The sequence below is a fragment of the Corallococcus sp. AB011P genome, from assembly GCF_003611605.1.
Lineage (GTDB): Bacteria > Myxococcota > Myxococcia > Myxococcales > Myxococcaceae > Corallococcus > Corallococcus coralloides.
The window spans coordinates 880,857-897,303 of record NZ_RAVX01000002.1 but is presented as its reverse complement, the minus strand read 5'-3'; the positions used below and the strand labels follow the sequence as shown (position 1 = coordinate 897,303).

The window sequence follows — 16,447 nt, the reverse complement described above, 5'->3', positions numbered from 1 at the left end:
GGCGTGAGCCGTGCGGACGACATTTATTGCCCAATGGTATTCCGGTCAAAGTACTGGGATGCTTCACCCGCAGAGGCGGAACAACAGGCGTGCCTTGTGAAAGGATGTCTGGTGGTGGGGGGGCTAATTGTCTCGGATTTTCCGGAAAAGTGCGTGAGCCACTTCTTCGGCTAGCAGGAACACCGGCTTTGGCCGATGCGTGTAGTCTGACCCCTGCTGTGCCTCGGCTTCCACGATGGACCATGTTGATGGAAATGATGCCATTGCTTCGATGATGGTTTCTCGAACAACAGAGCGTGGTGTCTGCATGGTCATCATGACGAGCCACTCGCCTGCACCAGAAACATCACGCAAGCGTTTGGCATGGAGGATGTTGACGAATGCCCGTTGCCATGGGTCATCGACACCTCGGAAGGTTGTGGCATTGTGCCCTGAGATGCGACCTTTGATTCGGCACATCAATCGCCACAACAATGGCAGCACGGCGTCGGCTGAAACTTGACTTGCGAATGACGCCAATGCAGCAACTTCCGCACCCCCGCCAACTCCAGCAAAACTGTTGAGCCAATTGACGAGAGCATCGTCTGCAATGTGGCCAAGGCGGTAGATGTTGGAGCGTGGTCCAATAATATCCGTTATATCGCCAGACAACGGACGCAAGATGGCGAGGGCACGCTTTGGATTGCCTTCATTTGCCAAGGCTTCGATGAGGCTCGATATGAAGCCATATCCCCGTAGTGGGCTGTTCATCCACGCTGTGGGGACTCGCTCAGGGAATCGCGCAGTCAAGCGCGCTCTAATCCCTGGCCGGTTACCCGTGCGTCCCGTAGAACGTTTGCGTGGTCCATTTAGAGTAGCTCCGTTAATAGTCAGGGAGACTCGTGCGGCGTCATTTGTGTTTTTATCCAGTTCAACGATGTCGTCGTCCTTGAAGTCGAGTCGATCGATTAGTGATGTCAACGACGCGTCGTCCATGTCGGCAATGCGAGCATCCGGCGGAGCCGGTTGCATCTTGTCGAGCAATGCATGGAGATCTATGGCGGTGAGGATTTGAGGCGACGAGTTGCGCATGACAATTGGGGATCGTGGCCTCCTGTCGGAGGATCGAAATGGCTCCAGCACGTTCCCCAGCGCAATTCGCAGCGACAAGTTCGCGCCGCACGGCCCATCAGAGACAAGTTGCGCCCAGTGTGCCGCGTCGATTGGGGTTCGCGGCTCTGCATTCGTACGCTCCACAAGTGCTCGAACAACAATCCATGGAGCATCGCTGGTGGCCAAGGTGCGCTCTAGGATGTCTACTTTATTGAAGGTGCGAGCGACTCGGAGGGCTGCGGACTGTACCTGCGAGGTTTGTATCCTGTTGATCACTGAATTGACTGCCTTTTTAAAAGACGAACCTCCTGAGACTTCGACACGTACGGTGTGCCATATGAGTCGGAGGCAGGTGTCAATATTCTGAAGCGTAAATCTGGCCTGGATGTCTGATGTAAGTTTGCGTACGAAGTGTTCTTTGTCTTGCTGGAGAAGTTTGATGAAGTATCCGGTGTGAATTTGCATTAGTTCTAAGATGGTTGTGGATGCTTGTCCGTCGAACGAATCAGTCCGGCCCAGCAGTAGTTGCTCTTTGAGAATGCAGTCGACAGTGATGTCGATTTCTGGCGTGTACGGCAACCGTTCTAACGCCTGGAGAGCGCGTCTTCGTGCCGTCCATGGTCGAAGAGCATCCTTTGCCTCTGTTATGAGGTAGGATGTGACGCCTGTGTCGTTGAGCCGAGCAGCCAGTGTGGAGAGCATCCAGCAAGAACTCGGATTCGCTTCTATCGCTTCGCGAACGTCTGATAGTTGTTCTGGTCGACTGGAGCTTGCTGCGATGGCGGCCATGCTCCCGATTGGGTTGCCAGCCTCCAGTCGCGCCAGTCTGACACAGGCCTCTCGGGCGATCGGTTGTCGGAGCATTGTGAGGACATGTAGGGTCGCAATTCGTATGTTGTTGGAGTGGTTGTCCAAAAGCGGGACTAGGCGCTCGGCGACGGCCTTTGCGTGAGGGCCATCTGCGAAATAGGAGGCACGCATGAGCGCGGACCCGGACAAGAGATCGACCTGCCCTTTGCCGCCACGTGTGAAATCTTCGAGCAGAATGTCTAGGGCGAAAAGTGACGGTCTCGAAACGAACGACATTCCTGCAATCCAACGGCACGCACACTCAAGTCCCGGTGACATCCGCACGAGCTTTTCGAGTAAGAGTTCACCGCCCTCTCCCGATTGTGCGTATATCCCGTAGGCATTAACTTGGGTCAACGCGTCGACGGAAGGATCAACAGCTAGGCGGCTGAGTTCCTCGCGCCATGCATCCGCGTTAACCAAGAGTGGCGCAGTGAGCGCAACGTCCTGTGCGTTGCTGGGGTGCCGCCCCCATCGCCGGGAACTGTCGAGTAGCTCGTCGCGGCCCGTCAGTCCGAGCAACCGTATTGCGACGGCTGCTCGCTGCGGTGCAAGTCCAGTGTCTTGGAGCAGTCGAACTGCTCCTTCGCCAATGGCCTTATGATGCATCCATAAGAAAGGAGTGGCAGTCCCGAACCCCCAATCGTTTCGCACCATCAACGCCGCCGGCTCTAAGTCGGGTAGGGCGTCCACAATGGCGAGCACATGTGCTTCGGAAAGTGGAGAGAGGCTTGCATGAAGTGTTGGTTCTTTTTTTGTCTCGATTACGTATGCAAGCCACCGAGCTAAGCATTTAGGAGTGCCAATGTAGCGCAAAGTGTCAGCCAGTACTTGGCGGTCATCTGCAGATGCATTCTCAAATCGTTCGAGAACCGCTTCCTCGTTGAGTTCGCCATTCCGACATGCGAGGCCAAGTGCGACTGCTCCGTGATGCTGGCCATCTTCTTGTGGACTTCTCGCCGCTATATTGAGCAGGTCGAGGAGCAGATCCGGTCGACTGGCTAGTAGCGCGCGCGGTACTGACCAAAGAGCATTGCTCGGGCCTTGGTGACGTACTTCTTCACGCCACCAGTTGAGAAGACCTTGGGCGGTTATGTCATCGATGCCTCGATGTAGCGCAAGCCACCAACCGGATGAGTGTTTTGGCGCATTGCGAAGGAGCGACAGTGTTTCGGCAGGACTCACCCAATTGCGCGCCACTGCTCTTTGTGCGATGCGGTCTGCGGTGTGCCAATCAAAAAACGCGGTACGGCCGGCTTCCCGGGCCCTAGCAACAAGGCCGGCCGCTTCAGCATGATGGGACTCAAGGACATGATCACCTCTCTGTGCGTTCACGTCTGCCAATCGGGCATGGTGAGCGATTTGAGTGGACCGAGGGAGTTGAGCAAGGATGTTGCGGCGGACCGTCTCGTGAAACTCGAATCTGCCATCACCCAGCGAATGGAGCAATCCGACGCTAGTTCCCGCGCGGATGCCTGCTTTCACGGCGACGCTAGGGAAAGTGGTCTCAGCGTCATCCTCTTGAAACGGGTGAGCGATACATGCGAGTGCTCCAAGTGCTTCTTGAGCCCTGGGCGATAGGCCTTCATATCGAGTCGTATCAGCGGCGAGGAGTACATCGCTGGACATCGCAGCCTTTAGGGCTGACTCCACTGTCCCAAGCCGCAGAACGGCATCGGCGACACGTGGTGGGACGCCGGCTGTTCGTCCTGAGGCGAGTGCCTCATATACGGAGTGGAGAGTTGATTGAGTCTTGAATCTGTGGAGCTGAGCAAGGTCGAGAAACTCTTCCCAGGCGAAGCCTGGAATTGAAACGCATGGGAGGTGCCGGGTGGCGCGCTCCGTATTGGAGAGCTCCGCAAGTGCATCCTCTTGCCCGAACACCCACAGTCGGGTCTTTGGCGCGGCCGGAAATCGCTGAGCAAATCGAGCGAGATCGCGGATAAACTTTTTTGACGCAGTGCCGTCGATGAGGTCTACCAGCAAAGCAACAGGCGTCGCGTAGGCTTCGAGTTCATCGGCCAAATCGATCAGTGCCTTGTCGTCGCCGTCTCGGAGCGATGGTAACAGTTTATACGGAGCTGTTTCTCCTCTGCGTCCCAGTGCGTAAGCCACTCCCTCCAGAACGCCTTGCCACGTCGTATCGTTCCGGACTTCTGCGTAAAGAACCGCCGTGTCGGGCTCAGTCTCGCGGAGTTTGTGGAACAATTCAGTCGCTGACGTAGTCTTGCCTGCGCCAGACGGGCCAACCACCGCTCCCGTTTGCTTGGCTAGTGCGCGAGTCCATGCGGGGCGAAGAAGATGCGGCTTCGGCAGTGGCGGAGGCAGCACAGTGGCGATTCGTCGGGGCCACACGCGTAAAATCTCGCCCTCCAGCGCGGGATGATCAATCCACTTTCCCCGAGACCGTGCCACGTCGTCTATGAAACCACGTAGGTTGCGAAACACAACGTCGCGAACGTCTAGTTCGTTGAGCCCTAGCTGTGCAGAAAGATAAGTCGTTAGTCGGGCCCGAAGTTCATCGGCATCCGCGAAGGGCGCGCGGCATGCTACGCGCTGCAAGGACTGTTCGAGGATAATATGGGCGCGAGCAATGGTCTTCTGCATGCTGGTTATAGTGGTTGCGTCAAAACCAGCCTGACTTGCTCGCCGCACAAAGCTGTCAGTCCACTTTTTTTGGGCATCGTCGATGCTGCCCTCTGGCCGGGCCCCAGCGCGGAAAGGGCTTTCCCAGACCTGGATCTTCGCCGTGCCTTTTGCCTGCGCAGAAGCACGTTGCTCACGGACAACCCACTCGGCTGCAGCGCGGCGGGCTGCCCATACGGTGGTGTTGTCACTTGAACCCAACAAGGCTTTTACGTCGTCGCCGAGGGAGTCTCCAAGCACCCACCATACTTGGGTATTTGCTTTTTGTATTTCGTTCCAGCGGGGCGAAAGCAGGGCTTCAAGTGCCCCACTCAAGGTCCATGGAGTGGGTGTGCGAGAGCCTGCGGCGTTCTGACGGGGCTTCTTGATTTGGATGAGAATGCGATGAACGAGCCCTTGATCGTCTCTGTATTCAAGATCGAGATCTTCGATGCCCTCCGGACGAGCCCGAGCGGTTGGTCCGTGGGCTTTGAAATGCTCAAGCATAAGCTCAAGCGCGGTCATGGCTTGGTAGTCGAAGCCCTCAAGAGCGGAGATTCCGTCGGTCATGATTCGGTTCGTAATCTTGGGGTGTGTGGCTGCAGGGCAGAGTTGAAGGTGGAGGGCGATGCTTTGGGTTGAGCAGCCAGAGACGGGCCTTCTAGCCAAGAACAGGGAGGAAACCTTCGAAGCGCACGGTAGAGGCTTTGCTTGGCCGTCGCACGCGGCAGGATGATTCTCGATGGAGGCGCAAGAAATTACGCAGGCTGAACCACGCTACGGTTGTGCAGTCACTTTTTGGTCTGTCGCCGCTCCAATGCCTGCCGCACCCCCGCCTTCTTCCTCAGCTTCTGCTGAACCTCGCCCTCGAACGACAGTTGCTCCATGAACGCGTCCAGTCCCTGCCGCGACAGGACCGGGCACTTCCAGTCCAGGTCCTGCATGCGCCGCAGGAACGCATCCGGAAGCGCGACGCCGTAACGCAGGACGTAGTACGGAAGGTCGGCCCGCCAGTGCCAGACGCCATCTGTGTGCGTACGTGCGGGCGCAATGTTCTTCTCCCCTGTGAACCAGTCCGCGTACGGCCAACTGCTGACCGTGAAGACAACGCCCGACGCGAGATAGCGCCCGATCCGGCTGCGCTCCGCCTCCGGAATCTTCCCGAGCGCTTCCACGATCGACGGACCCTCGTCGGAGCCTGGGTCGAGTTCACGGAAGTCCCCTGCGAACTGAAGCGGCATGCCTCTTTCCTACCAGGGAGGAGGCGCGTGTGCTCGCACTGTAGGGTGCATCCATGACCATCAAACGCAATGGGCTCACGTGGCAGTTCACGGTGCTGGTGAGTGTCTTGCTCCTCACCTCATGCGCCGAAGGACCGACGCCCACCCCCACCCCCAATGCCCGGAAGTGGGTCGGCCCTTTGGTGAACGTGCCCGGTGGCGGCCAGTTCCGCACCGTCATCCACTACGGCCCCTGGCAGTGCAGCGCTCAACTCATGGACTACTGCCGGGAGAAGTGCTCTGGCACCGGCTATGTCCTTCAGGGCTGCATGTGGCTCGCGGACGTGAAGATGGACTTCGAGGGTACGATTGTGCGAGCGGGAAGCCGGTTCGGCATGACGCACTGTTGCTGCAACTACGGCACGCTCACCGCGGCCCAGAACGCCGCGGCCCGCGATCGTTGGGACAACATCCGCGACGGGTTCCGAGGCCGCTGGGCCGAGCGCTTTGGTGCATGGCCCACCGAGGCCAACGGGAAGCCCTACCAGGGCCACCACCTCCGGGACCTCAGCCATGGTGGCAACCCCACGGACTGGGACAACATCATCCCGTTCCCCAAGGACATCCATCAGACGCTGAACGGGCTCTATGCCCAGTGCTACGCGAACCAGCCCCCGTGGACCGGCGTGGGCCCGAGCTACCCCTATGGCGAGTAACCCCATGTCGATGAGTGCCCTGCTCGAAGAGGTCTCGCGCCTCCACCACGCACGCCCTCCCGCGACGCCCGCGCAGATTGATGCCTTCGAGCAACGCGTCGGATGGCGCCTGGACCCGGACCTCCGCGCCTTCTACCTGCACTGCGACGGCGCGGACCTGTTCGACCGCGTCGACCCCGCGTTCTCCTTCCCTCCACTGTCCGAACTTCGCCGCGCGCGGGTCGTCATGAGCCAGGCCGACACGGACCATGCAGGGCCCGCGTCCTGGTACGCCCTCTGCGAGGTCCGCGATGGGAACTACGTCCTGCTCGACGTGAGCCAGCAGCACGACGGCCGCTATTCCCTGCGCGACGGCTTCCGCGAAGGCTTCCCGGATCCGACGCAGTGCCCTCGGATCGCCAGCTCGTTCTCCGAGTTCCTGGCGGGCGCGCTCCGCTCCAACGGCCGCTGGTTCTGGCTGAAGAATCTGATGCAGGACGGGTGACGAACCCCGCGTCCCCACCGCACGCAGCCGCGTCCCGCCAGAAGCCCGGAAACCCCCGCCATCCACGCAGGACACTTCATCCCAGGCCGATTTGTCGGGCTCCGGACACAGTCGGATCCGTACGTTCCTCTCGCGCTACAGGGGCTTCCAGGCTCCCTCAGCCAGCCGCGCAATCACGGCTTTCTTCGAGAGTGAACGAGATGTTTTCCAACATGGGTGTTCGTGTCGCTGCGGACTGGAAACCCGCACGGCGTGCTGTCATCTTGAAGGGACTTTCGCGGTGCGGCACGGCGGTTGAGGGGAAGGCGGAGCGGAAGTCGTCCAAGGTCTTGCGGACCGAACGTATTGGGATGTGGTGGGCGGAAAACTGTTCCGTCCCGGGGCTGTAAAAACTCCCCGTAACCGAGGGGTGTCTGCCGATGAGCTGGGACCCAGGTCGCATCCGAGTGTCGCAAAAGCGAAGCGGATCAACCGGTTGGCGCACCCGTCCGCGCGAACCGGAAAACCCCGGCTCCTGGCACACCGCTCGCATCGGCCGCTGACGCTGTCCTCACCCCCACGTCGCCTTCCCTGGTTACCGGTCCCTCGTGCTCGCCCAGTCGCCTCTCATCTGTTCCTGCGGTCAGCCCCACTCGGACGCGGAGGCGTGTCCCACGCTGATGCGCGGGCTGGACCTCAACGGCGGCACGCTTCTCTACGCCGGCACGCCGCCGCCGGGACCCGCGGCGTCACTGCCCGCTCCGCCCACGCCCATGTCGTCTCCCACGCCCGTGGTGCCTTCCCTCGTGGGCCAGGAGTTCGGCCGCTTCCGCATCGTGCGCGAGCTGGGCCGCGGCGGCATGGGCACCGTGTTCCTCGCGGAGCACGCGCTCATCCAGAAGCGCGTGGCCATCAAGGTGCTCCACGCGCACCTGGCCCAGGCCCCGGAGCTCGTCGCGCGCTTCCTCTCCGAAGCCCGCACGCTCACGCTCGTGCAGCATGAGAACGTCGTCACCCTCTACGACCTGGACTCTCGCGACGGGCGCCCGTACCTCGTCATGGAGTACCTGGAGGGTGACAGCCTGGCCAACTTCGCCCGCGGCCCCATGGCCCCGGCGCTGGTGGTGGACCTGATGTCCCAGGTGTGTGACGCCCTGGGCGCCGCGCACTCGCACGGCATCGTCCACCGCGACCTGAAGCCCGCCAACGTCTTCCTCGTCCCCAGCCCCAGCGGCAAGCAGCGCGTGAAGCTGCTCGACTTCGGCATCGCCAAGCTGCTGTCCCGCCCCGCCGGGGAGATGACCACCGAAGTGGGCGTCCTCCTGGGCACGCCGGAGTTCATGGCCCCCGAGCAGTGCGGCGACGGCATCGTGGACGCGCGCAGCGACCTCTACGCGGCCGGCGTGCTGGCGTACCTGCTGCTCACCGGCCAGGTGCCCTTCTACGGCCGCACCGCAGCCGAAATCCTGGTGGGCCACCTGCAGAAGGAGCCCGTCCCGCCGCACGAACTGAACCCCGCCGTGCCGGAGCCCCTGTCGCGGGTGCTCCTGCGCGCGCTGGCCAAGCGGCCCGAACACCGCTTCGCCTCCGCCGCGGAGCTGCGAGCGGCCCTGGAGGCGTCGCTCGCGCCGCCGCCCGCGCCCACCGCCCCGCCGCTCACCGCGCTCATGCGCGGCCAGGGCACGCAGGCCCCCGTGGAGCTCAAGGGCGAGTGGGTGGGCCGCTCCGGCCTCTTCTTCCAACTGGCCACCCCGCCTCCCGCTCTCCTGTCGGACGTGTCGCTGGTGCTGCGGCTGCCCGGCGGCGAGCTGCCGTGCTCCGCGCAGGTGGTGCGCCACGTCACCGCCGAGCAGGCCCAGTCGTGGAACATGTCCCCGGGCTTCGGTGTGCAGCTGCGCGACGCCAGCCCCGCCTTCCAGGCCCAGCTGGCCCAGCTTCGCAACGCCACGCGCGCCACGTCCGCGCAGGCCGCCGCCACCGCCGCCATCCCCACGCCCGAGGACGCGCAGGCGGAAGGAGTCCTCCAGGGGTTCCGCCGGCGGCTCGCCGGGGACCCGTACGCCGTGCTGGAGCTGCCGCGCGACGCCACGCTGGAGTCCGTGCGCACCGCGGCCCAGCGCGCTCGCGGGGCGCTGGAGCTGCTCAAGGCCCGCCCGCTGTCGGACAGCCAGCGCGCCCAGGTGGACCGCGCGATGGAGCGCGTGGCCGGAGCGCTCCACACGCTGGGCCACGTGGAGCGGCGCGTGGAGTACGACGCCACGCTGGGCAACGTGGAGGGCATCGAGCGGTGCCTCGCCGCGGGCCTCACCGCCACCATGCTGGAGCAGTGCCGCCGCCGCTTCCTCGCGGGCAACACCGGCCGCGAGGGCCGCGCCGCCGTCCACCGCCTGTCCGGAGACGCGCTCGCGTCCGTGGGCCGGCTGGAGGAGGCGCTCGCCGCCTATGAGCTGGCGGTCCGCGCGGACCCCCTGGATCTGGAGGGGCTCAAGCGCTGGCGCTTCCTCCGGGCCCGGGTGCGGGGCTCGGCCGCTCCCCGGTAGGGGAGCCGGGCTCGCATCCACCCCGGGGGCGTCTTGCGTATGGGAGAGGAGTCTTCGTTAATCCTCTGCTCTCCCATGGCTTCCGAACCCGACGACAAGCTGCCGCCCCAGGGGCGCTTCAACCGCCTGCGCAAGCTGGCGGGCCTCTCCCTGCACGTGGGCTCGGAGGTGCTCAAGACGGGGGCCAAGAAGCTCTCCGGGACGAGCCCCACGGAGCTGCTCAGCCTGGGCACCGCTGAGAAGCTGGTGGCCACGCTGGGGGAGATGAAGGGCGCGGCCATGAAGCTGGGCCAGGCGCTCTCCATGGACCCGGACCTGCTCACGCCAGAGGTGCGGCAGATGATGGCCCGGCTGCAGAACCAGGCCCCCGCCATGTCCTACGCGCAGGTGTCGCGCGTGGTGCAGGAGGAGCTGGGCGCGCCGCCGGAGGCGCTGTTCAAGGAGTTCTCCCCGGACGCGCTCGCCGCCGCGTCGTTGGGCCAGGTGCACCGCGCGGTGCTGCACGACGGCCGCCCTGTCGCCGTGAAGGTGCAGTACCCCGGCATCGACGTGTCCATGGGCCACGACATGGACAACCTGGGGCTCATCGTGAAGACGGTGTCCAAGACGTCGCGGATGATGGACGGCACCGCCTACTTCCAGGAGCTCCGCGACGAGCTCATGCTGGAATTGGACTACCGCCGGGAGGCGAAGCTCGCCCAGGGCTTCGCGAAGAGCGTGGCGCGGCTGCCGGACCTGTACGTGCCCCAGGTCATCGAGGAGCGCAGCGCCCACCGCGTGCTCACGCTGGAGCTGTTGGAAGGCCAGACGCTCAAGGATTGGGTGACGACGTCGCCGGATGACGCCGAGCGCTTCCGCGTCGCGCGCCAGCTCATCCGCGCCACCTACGGGCCGTTCCTGGACGCGGGCGAAATCCACGCCGACCCCCACCCCGGCAACTTCATGGTGATGCCGGACGGGCGCATGGGCCTGTTGGACTTCGGCTCCATCAAGCGCTTCAGCCCGGGCTTCGTCGCGGCCAACCGCCGCATGTTCCAGCAGGCGCTGCGGCTGGAGACGCTGGACGTGCTGGGCCTGTGCCGCGAGGTGGGCTTCTCCGTGGAGCTGCCGGAGGCGGAGGCCGAGGTGCTCCTGCGCGAGGTGCTCCACATCGCCGGGCGGCCCATGCGCACGGCGCCGTATGACTACGGCACCTGCGACATCAACCGCGACATGCGCAACCACTTCACGCGCAACGCCGCGCGCATCATGCGCATCCGGCCGCCCCCGGAGGCGATGATGTTCTTCCGCGCCACCGGCGGGCTCGCCCAGAACCTGCGCCTCGTGGGCGCGCAGGGCGACTTCCGGCAGGTGTTCCTGGAGGTCGGCGCGCTCGTGGGCGAGTGAGCCCCGTGCAAGCGCGGAGCGCTACGTGCCGGCGGCGACGCGCGGGCGCTTGTGCAGCCGCTCCAGCTTGCGCGCCAGGTCCGCGCCCTGCGTGCTCTTGGACAGGTAGCCGTCCGCGCCCGCCGCCAGCGCCAGCGCGCGCAGCTTCGACTCGTCGGAGGCGGAGTAGAGGACGAAGCGGGTGTTCTCCGGGGCCTGCTGCCGGGCCAGCGCCAACACCTTGTCGCCGCTCAGCGCGGGGATGTTCACGTCCAGGAGCACCAGGTCCGGCGCCGTGGTGCGCACCAGGTTGGAGACCCCCAGGGACGAGCGGTGGGTGCGCACCTCGAAGTTGTACGAGGACAACGAGCGCTCCGTCAGCGCGAGCTGGTCCGGGTCATCGTCCACGATGAGGACGCGAATCTTGGTCTCCGACATGGTGGCTCCCCCTGGAACCGACAGTTGGGCGCCCCGGTCGGCAGGATGCCGCCCCAAGGAAGACAGTGGACCCAGGCACTTCCCGAGTATGACCCACCCCCCTCCCTTCTGGCCACCCTCCCTGGAATTTTCTGGAAACTTCCGATTGAAACCACATGCCTCGCCCCGCCGGGTGGGCAGCCCGGGGGCTCGTCCCTAGCCTTGGAGTGGACACACGTCACGTGACAGGTGGGTGTCCGTCCGACCTGGAGGTACCCATGGCATCCCAGTGGAAGGTGCAGGAGCCGGACTCGCGGGAGCATGCCCTGGAGGTCCGCGCGGAGGCCCGGCGGCTGGAGTCCCTGGCGGCACAGGCACAGGCGGAGGCCTACGCCGCGCTCTCCCGAGCCTGCGCGCGGCGGGCCCAGGCGCTGAAGGCCGTTTGGCTGGCGGATCACGCCGTGGCCCGGCTGGGCGGGAGCGAATACGAGCGGAGCTGGGCCTGGCACGACGGTCAACGGGCGGAGACCCACTCGGAACTGATGGAGCGCGAGGCCTCGCTCCACGCGACACAGGCCCGCCGGGCGGAGGCCGAGGCGGGCCGGGCGGAAGCGGAGGCGCAGGTGTCCTGGCAGAAGGCGCACCTGGCACCCATCGAGGGGCCCGCCAGCCCGCCGCCAGCAGAGGACAGCGCCTGAGCTCCGGCCAGGCGGCGGTGTCCCGCCGTCCCGGGCTGCACGGGGACAGGGCCCCTGCCTAGCTTGAGACAGACGCGCCCGACTCCCCTGGCGCGCCGACAGGGAGACGCGCCACGTGCAACGTCACGACATCATCGTCATCGGCGCATCCATGGGGGGAGTGGAGGCGCTGACCGCGCTGGCGCGGCAGCTGCCCGGAGACCTGGCGGCCTGCGTGCTGCTGGTGCTGCACGTGCCGGCGCAGCACCGCAGCTACCTGCCGGAGATCCTCACCCGTTCCGGTCCGCTGCCGGCCCACCATCCCCAGGACGGGGAAGGCCTGGAGCCGGGCCGCATCTACGTGGCGCCCAATGACAGACACCTGTTGGTGGAGCCGGGCCGCGTGAGGGTGATGAAGGGCCCCAAGGAGAACGGGCACCGTCCGGCGGTGGATCCATTGTTCCGCTCGGCCGCGAGTGCCCACGGCCCGCGCGTGGTGGGCGTGGTGCTGACCGGCGCGTTGGACTGCGGCACCGGTGGCCTCCTGGCGGTAAAGCGGGAGGGGGGGCTGGCGGTGGTGCAGGACCCGCGCGACGCGCTCTGTCCGGACATGCCCCGGAGCGCGCTGGAGTTCGTGGCGGTGGACCACTGCGTGCCCCTGGAGGACATGGGCGCGCTGCTGACGCGGCTGGTGGCCACGCCCGCCGCGCCGCGCTCGCGCAAGCGGTCGCGGCAGGTGGAGACGGAGGTGAAGGCGATGAAGGTGGACATCCCCTCCATGGACGACCCGCCTTCCCCGCTGGAGTACGCGAAGCCGTCCTATTACGGCTGCCCCGACTGTGGAGGCGTGCTCTTCGAACTGGAGGAGGACGGCCTGCTGCGCTTTCGCTGCCGCACGGGCCATGCGTACACGGCGGAGGCGTTGTCCGGCTCGCAGCAGAACCAGCTGGACGGCGCGATGTGGGCCGCGCTGCGAGCGCTGGAGGAGAGCGCGTCCCTGTCGCGCCGGCTGGCGACGCAGGCCCGGGAGCGCAGCCATGAACGTTCCGCGCTGCGCTTCGATGAGCGTGCCCGCACGGCCGAGGCCCAGGTGCAGCTGCTGCGCCAGGCGGTGCTCGCGGCGCCTCCGTCCGGCGCCGCGTCCGCGGAGTCCAGTCTGCCCGGCGAGTCGAAGCAGATGGGCTGAGGCCCCAGGCTCAGCGCGCTCCGCCGCGCGGCGGGGCGGGAGCGGCCTTCATCGCGGGGAAGGTGAGCGTGAACACCGCGCCGCCTTCCGGGCGGTTGGCCGCGGTGAGCGTGCCGCCCGCTTGCGTCACCACGCCATGGGCCATGGACAGCCCCAGGCCGGTGCCCTTGTCGCCCTTGGTGGTGAAGAAGGGCTTGAAGATGTTCAGCAGGTGCTCCTCCGGGATGCCGGTGCCCTCGTCCTTCACCGTGACCCGCACCGCCTTGCCGAACCGGAAGGCCCGCACGTGGATGGCGCCGCCCCGGGGCATGGCGTCACGCGCGTTGATGATCAGGTTGATGATGACGTAGCGCAGCTCCATGGCCGAACCGGACACCGGGGGAAGCCCTTCGGGCAGCTCCACCTCCAGGTGCAGGGGATGGCCGCCCTGGCGCGCCTGGTGCTCGATGCCGCCCCGGACGATGTCCACCGCGTCGCGGACCACGTCCGTCAACTTGACGCGCTCCAGGATGGTGCCGGGCTTGCGGCGGGAGAAGTCCTGGAGCCGGTCCACGCGCGCCTCCGCGTCGGACACGACGCGCACGAGCGCGTCCAGGTGCTGCTGGCCCTGGCCGGCGGGGTCCACGTCGCGCTGGAGCAGCTCCAGCCGCAGCCGCATGGCGTTGAGCGTGGCGCGCAGGTCGTGCGCGGTGCCCGCCGCCAGCTCGCCCAGGGCGCGCACCTTCTCGCGCTCCAGCAGGGTGGCGCGCGCGTTCGCCAGCTCGTCCTCGGCGCGCGCCTGTTCGGTGATGTCGCGCGCGAGCACCAGCACCTGCCCCTGCATGTGGCCGGTGACGCGCTCGGCGCGCACCTCCAGCACCCGGGGCTGGGCCTCGCGCGCCTGCCGGTAGCGGGTGACACGCGCGCCTTCGCTGAGCGCGATCACCGCCGCGGCCTCCGCCTGGCCCACGTCGCGCAGGGCCATCCGCTCCGCGCCGTCCTCCTCGCGCCGCCAGGGGCCACGCAGCCGTCCCAGCGCGTGCCAGCGGCTGTTGGCCAGCACCACGCTGGTGGTGTTCATCACCGCGAGCGCGCTGTCGTTGGTCTCCAACGCCCATCGCGACAGCTTGAAGGTGATGACCTGCCGCCGGGTGTGCTCCCCCAGCTTGCGCACCAGGTCGGTGTGCTTCTTCATGAGCTCGCGGTACTTGCGCAAGAGCCCCTGGGACTCCCGGACGCTGGGGCCCGGGACGGCGGCGGGCGGGGGCTCGCGGCGCGGGCTCATGCCTTGAGCTTCTCCTGCAGGGTCCGGTTCTCCTCCAGGAGGGCGGTGGCCCGGGTGGTGTCCTCGAAGAGGATGATGGAGCCCAGCACGTGCGTGTCGGTGATGAGCGGCGTGGCCACCAGCGTGGCGCTGCCCTTGCCCCCGTGCGGCAGCTGGTAGGGGATGCTCTCCAGGCGCAGCGAGCGCTTCTCCTGCAGGTGGCGGCGCAGCTTGAGCAGCAGCGCGCGCTTGAGCGCGGGCACGTGCAGGGACCACAGCAGCTGGCCCACCGTTTCGCGCTCGGTGAGGCCCAGCAGCCGCTCCGCGGCCAGGTTCCAGGTGGTGATGCGGCCGTCGCCGTCCAGCACCAGCACCGCGGCGGAGAGCGTGCGGATGATGGTGTGCTGGCAGAAGGTGAGCGCGTCCATCTCCAGCGTGCGGTGCGCCAGCTCGCGGTTGGTGGCGTCCAGCTCCGAGTTGGCGGACTGCAGCTCCTCGTTGGTCGTCTCCAGCTCCTCGTTGGTGGACTGGAGCTCCTCGTTGGTCGTCTGCAGCTCCTCGTTCGCGGACTGGAGCTCCTCGTTGGTCGTCTCCAGCTCCTCGTTGGACGCGCGCAGCTCCTCCGTGGAGGACTGCATCCGCAGCTGCATGGCCTGCAGCTCCTCCTGCGCCGCGCGCAGGTTCTGCTCCACGTCGCGCAGGTGGGAGATGTCGTGGACGATGTACAGCAGGCCCTGCCGGCCTCCCGCCGCCTCGCGCAGGGGCACCACCTGGATGCGCAGGGCGAGGGGCTCTGCGTTGGCGACCTCCATCATCCCGTCGTCCACCTCGCGCTCGGAGGCGCCGGAGCGCACGCGATGGCTCTGTTCGACGAGCAGGTCGCCGCTGAGGCCCGGCAGGCCCAGCGCGGCCAGCTTCTTGCCCAGCATCTCGCCCTCGTTGCGGTTCCACATCCGGGCCGCCGCGCGGCTCCACAGCGTCACCGTGCCGTCGTTGTCCGTGGCGATGTGCGGACAGGGATGCGAGTCCACGAGGTTGCGCAGGAACGAGCGCTCGAAGTCCATGCTGGGTTCGAGGATGCGCGGCAGGGACGAGGGCTCCGGCGGCAGCCGGTCCTGCGTCGTGCTGGTCACCTCCGATTGGCCGTCCTTGCGGTAGATGCGCCGGGCCAGGTCGATGGGCCGGAAGAGCCGGGCCGCGAAGGGGATGAGCTCCGAGCGGCCCAACACCATCAGGCCGTTGCGGCGCAGCGCGAACTGGAAGCGCGCCAGCACCCGCTTCTGCAGCTCCGAGTCCAGGTAGATGAAGACGTTGCGGCACAGGATGATGTCGATGCGCGACACCGGCGCGTCCGACACCAGGTTGTTCACGCCGAACACCACCGCGCGGCGGATCTCCTTGCGCACCGTGTAGCTGTTGCCGGTGCGGATGAAGAAGCGCGCCAGCCGCTCCGGGGAGACGTTCTCCAGCTGCTCCGGCGAATAGATGCCCCGGCGCGCGGTGGCGATGGCGTCCTCGTCCACGTCCGTGCCGAACACCTTCAGCTCCGCGCCCGGGTAGCCCGGCCCCATCGCCTCCGCCGCGATGATGGCCAGCGAGTACGCCTCCTCGCCGGTGGCGCAGCCCGCGCTCCAGATGCGCAGCTCCGTGTCCGGCCGCTGGCGCACGAGCTCCGCCACGCACTGCTCCAGCGCCTGCCAGACCTCCCGGTCCCGGAAGAAGCACGTCAGCTTGATGAGCATGGAGGAGACCAGCGTGCTCACCTCGGCGGGGTCCCGCTCCAACAGCGACAGGTAGGCAGCCCGGCTCCGGCAGCGCGTGGCCTGCATGCGCCGCTCGATGCGCCGCTGCAGCGTGGCCCGCTTGTAGTTGCGGAAGTCGAAGTTCCGCACCTGTCGGACCTTCTCCAGGATGGCTTCGAGCTCACTGTCTCGTGGGGGCTTGTTCGCCATGTGGAGGGAGTAGCCCAGTGATGTTTACCGGGCAAGACCCGCACTCTCCTCTCGTAGAGACAACGTTGGGCATACTCCTCGTCCGGGTTTCGAACGACAAAA

The 16,447-nt window shown here is 66.0% G+C and carries 11 protein-coding genes; 6 read left to right on the top strand and 5 right to left on the bottom strand.

Features of this window, described 5'->3' with window-relative positions:
* Nucleotides 1–123 precede the first annotated feature (123 nt).
* Both D7X30_RS08910 and D7X30_RS08905 read right to left on the bottom strand, forming a co-directional pair.
* The gene (locus tag D7X30_RS08910; protein WP_120562622.1) at nt 124–5,136 is read right to left on the bottom strand and encodes an ATP-binding protein; all 5,013 of its coding nucleotides are present in this window, start codon (nt 5,134–5,136) and stop codon (nt 124–126) included.
* A 221-nt stretch (nt 5,137–5,357) separates the two neighbouring features.
* On the bottom strand, nt 5,358–5,807 hold the full coding sequence (locus D7X30_RS08905; protein WP_120562395.1) for a hypothetical protein: 450 nt from the start codon (nt 5,805–5,807) through the stop codon (nt 5,358–5,360).
* Nucleotides 5,808–5,860: 53 nt separating this feature from the next.
* Here D7X30_RS08905 and D7X30_RS08900 point away from each other — a divergent pair, with 53 nt between their 5' ends.
* From D7X30_RS08900 to D7X30_RS08885, 4 genes are all read left to right on the top strand, one after another.
* The gene (locus D7X30_RS08900; protein WP_233591467.1) at nt 5,861–6,502 is read left to right on the top strand and encodes a hypothetical protein; all 642 of its coding nucleotides are present in this window, start codon (nt 5,861–5,863) and stop codon (nt 6,500–6,502) included.
* Between the two features lie 4 nt (nt 6,503–6,506).
* Entirely contained in the window at nt 6,507–6,986 is a 480-nt protein-coding gene (locus D7X30_RS08895; RefSeq protein WP_120562394.1) for an SMI1/KNR4 family protein, read from the top strand.
* Nucleotides 6,987–7,645: 659 nt separating this feature from the next.
* On the top strand, nt 7,646–9,505 hold the full coding sequence (locus D7X30_RS08890; RefSeq protein ID WP_233591466.1) for a serine/threonine-protein kinase: 1,860 nt from the start codon (nt 7,646–7,648) through the stop codon (nt 9,503–9,505).
* A 75-nt stretch (nt 9,506–9,580) separates the two neighbouring features.
* The gene (locus D7X30_RS08885) at nt 9,581–10,891 is read left to right on the top strand and encodes an AarF/ABC1/UbiB kinase family protein (protein WP_120562392.1); all 1,311 of its coding nucleotides are present in this window, start codon (nt 9,581–9,583) and stop codon (nt 10,889–10,891) included.
* A 21-nt stretch (nt 10,892–10,912) separates the two neighbouring features.
* Here D7X30_RS08885 and D7X30_RS08880 read toward each other — a convergent pair whose 3' ends face one another.
* On the bottom strand, nt 10,913–11,308 hold the full coding sequence (locus D7X30_RS08880; protein ID WP_120548103.1) for a response regulator: 396 nt from the start codon (nt 11,306–11,308) through the stop codon (nt 10,913–10,915).
* A gap of 257 nt (nt 11,309–11,565) precedes the next feature.
* Here D7X30_RS08880 and D7X30_RS08875 point away from each other — a divergent pair, with 257 nt between their 5' ends.
* Both D7X30_RS08875 and D7X30_RS08870 read left to right on the top strand, forming a co-directional pair.
* Nucleotides 11,566–11,985, top strand: a complete 420-nt coding sequence (locus D7X30_RS08875; protein WP_120562391.1) for a hypothetical protein — start codon at nt 11,566–11,568, stop codon at nt 11,983–11,985.
* Nucleotides 11,986–12,100: 115 nt separating this feature from the next.
* A complete protein-coding gene (locus tag D7X30_RS08870) occupies nt 12,101–13,150 on the top strand; it encodes a chemotaxis protein CheB (RefSeq protein WP_120562390.1) in 1,050 nt (349 codons plus the stop codon).
* Nucleotides 13,151–13,160: 10 nt separating this feature from the next.
* Here D7X30_RS08870 and D7X30_RS08865 read toward each other — a convergent pair whose 3' ends face one another.
* Together D7X30_RS08865 and D7X30_RS08860 are read right to left on the bottom strand one after the other, a co-directional pair.
* The gene (locus D7X30_RS08865) at nt 13,161–14,414 is read right to left on the bottom strand and encodes a sensor histidine kinase (RefSeq protein WP_120562389.1); all 1,254 of its coding nucleotides are present in this window, start codon (nt 14,412–14,414) and stop codon (nt 13,161–13,163) included.
* Nucleotides 14,411–16,345 carry a CheR family methyltransferase gene (locus D7X30_RS08860; RefSeq protein ID WP_120562388.1) on the bottom strand — a complete coding sequence of 645 codons (1,935 nt, stop codon included), beginning with the start codon at nt 16,343–16,345 and terminating at the stop codon, nt 14,411–14,413. Before D7X30_RS08860 ends, D7X30_RS08865 begins: the two co-directional genes overlap by 4 nt.
* Nucleotides 16,346–16,447: the final 102 nt, after the last annotated feature.

Excerpts from the sequence above, each read along its gene's own strand:
- D7X30_RS08910 (WP_120562622.1), bottom strand. The coding sequence starts at position 5,136 with ATGACCGACGGAATCTCCGCTCTTGAGGGCTTCGACTACCAAGCCATG.
- D7X30_RS08905 (WP_120562395.1), bottom strand. The coding sequence starts at position 5,807 with ATGCCGCTTCAGTTCGCAGGGGACTTCCGTGAACTCGACCCAGGCTCC.
- D7X30_RS08900 (WP_233591467.1), top strand. The coding sequence starts at position 5,861 with ATGACCATCAAACGCAATGGGCTCACGTGGCAGTTCACGGTGCTGGTG.
- D7X30_RS08895 (WP_120562394.1), top strand. The coding sequence starts at position 6,507 with ATGTCGATGAGTGCCCTGCTCGAAGAGGTCTCGCGCCTCCACCACGCA.
- D7X30_RS08890 (WP_233591466.1), top strand. The coding sequence starts at position 7,646 with ATGCGCGGGCTGGACCTCAACGGCGGCACGCTTCTCTACGCCGGCACG.
- D7X30_RS08885 (WP_120562392.1), top strand. The coding sequence starts at position 9,581 with ATGGCTTCCGAACCCGACGACAAGCTGCCGCCCCAGGGGCGCTTCAAC.
- D7X30_RS08880 (WP_120548103.1), bottom strand. The coding sequence starts at position 11,308 with ATGTCGGAGACCAAGATTCGCGTCCTCATCGTGGACGATGACCCGGAC.
- D7X30_RS08875 (WP_120562391.1), top strand. The coding sequence starts at position 11,566 with ATGGCATCCCAGTGGAAGGTGCAGGAGCCGGACTCGCGGGAGCATGCC.
- D7X30_RS08865 (WP_120562389.1), bottom strand. The coding sequence starts at position 14,414 with ATGAGCCCGCGCCGCGAGCCCCCGCCCGCCGCCGTCCCGGGCCCCAGC.
- D7X30_RS08860 (WP_120562388.1), bottom strand. The coding sequence starts at position 16,345 with ATGGCGAACAAGCCCCCACGAGACAGTGAGCTCGAAGCCATCCTGGAG.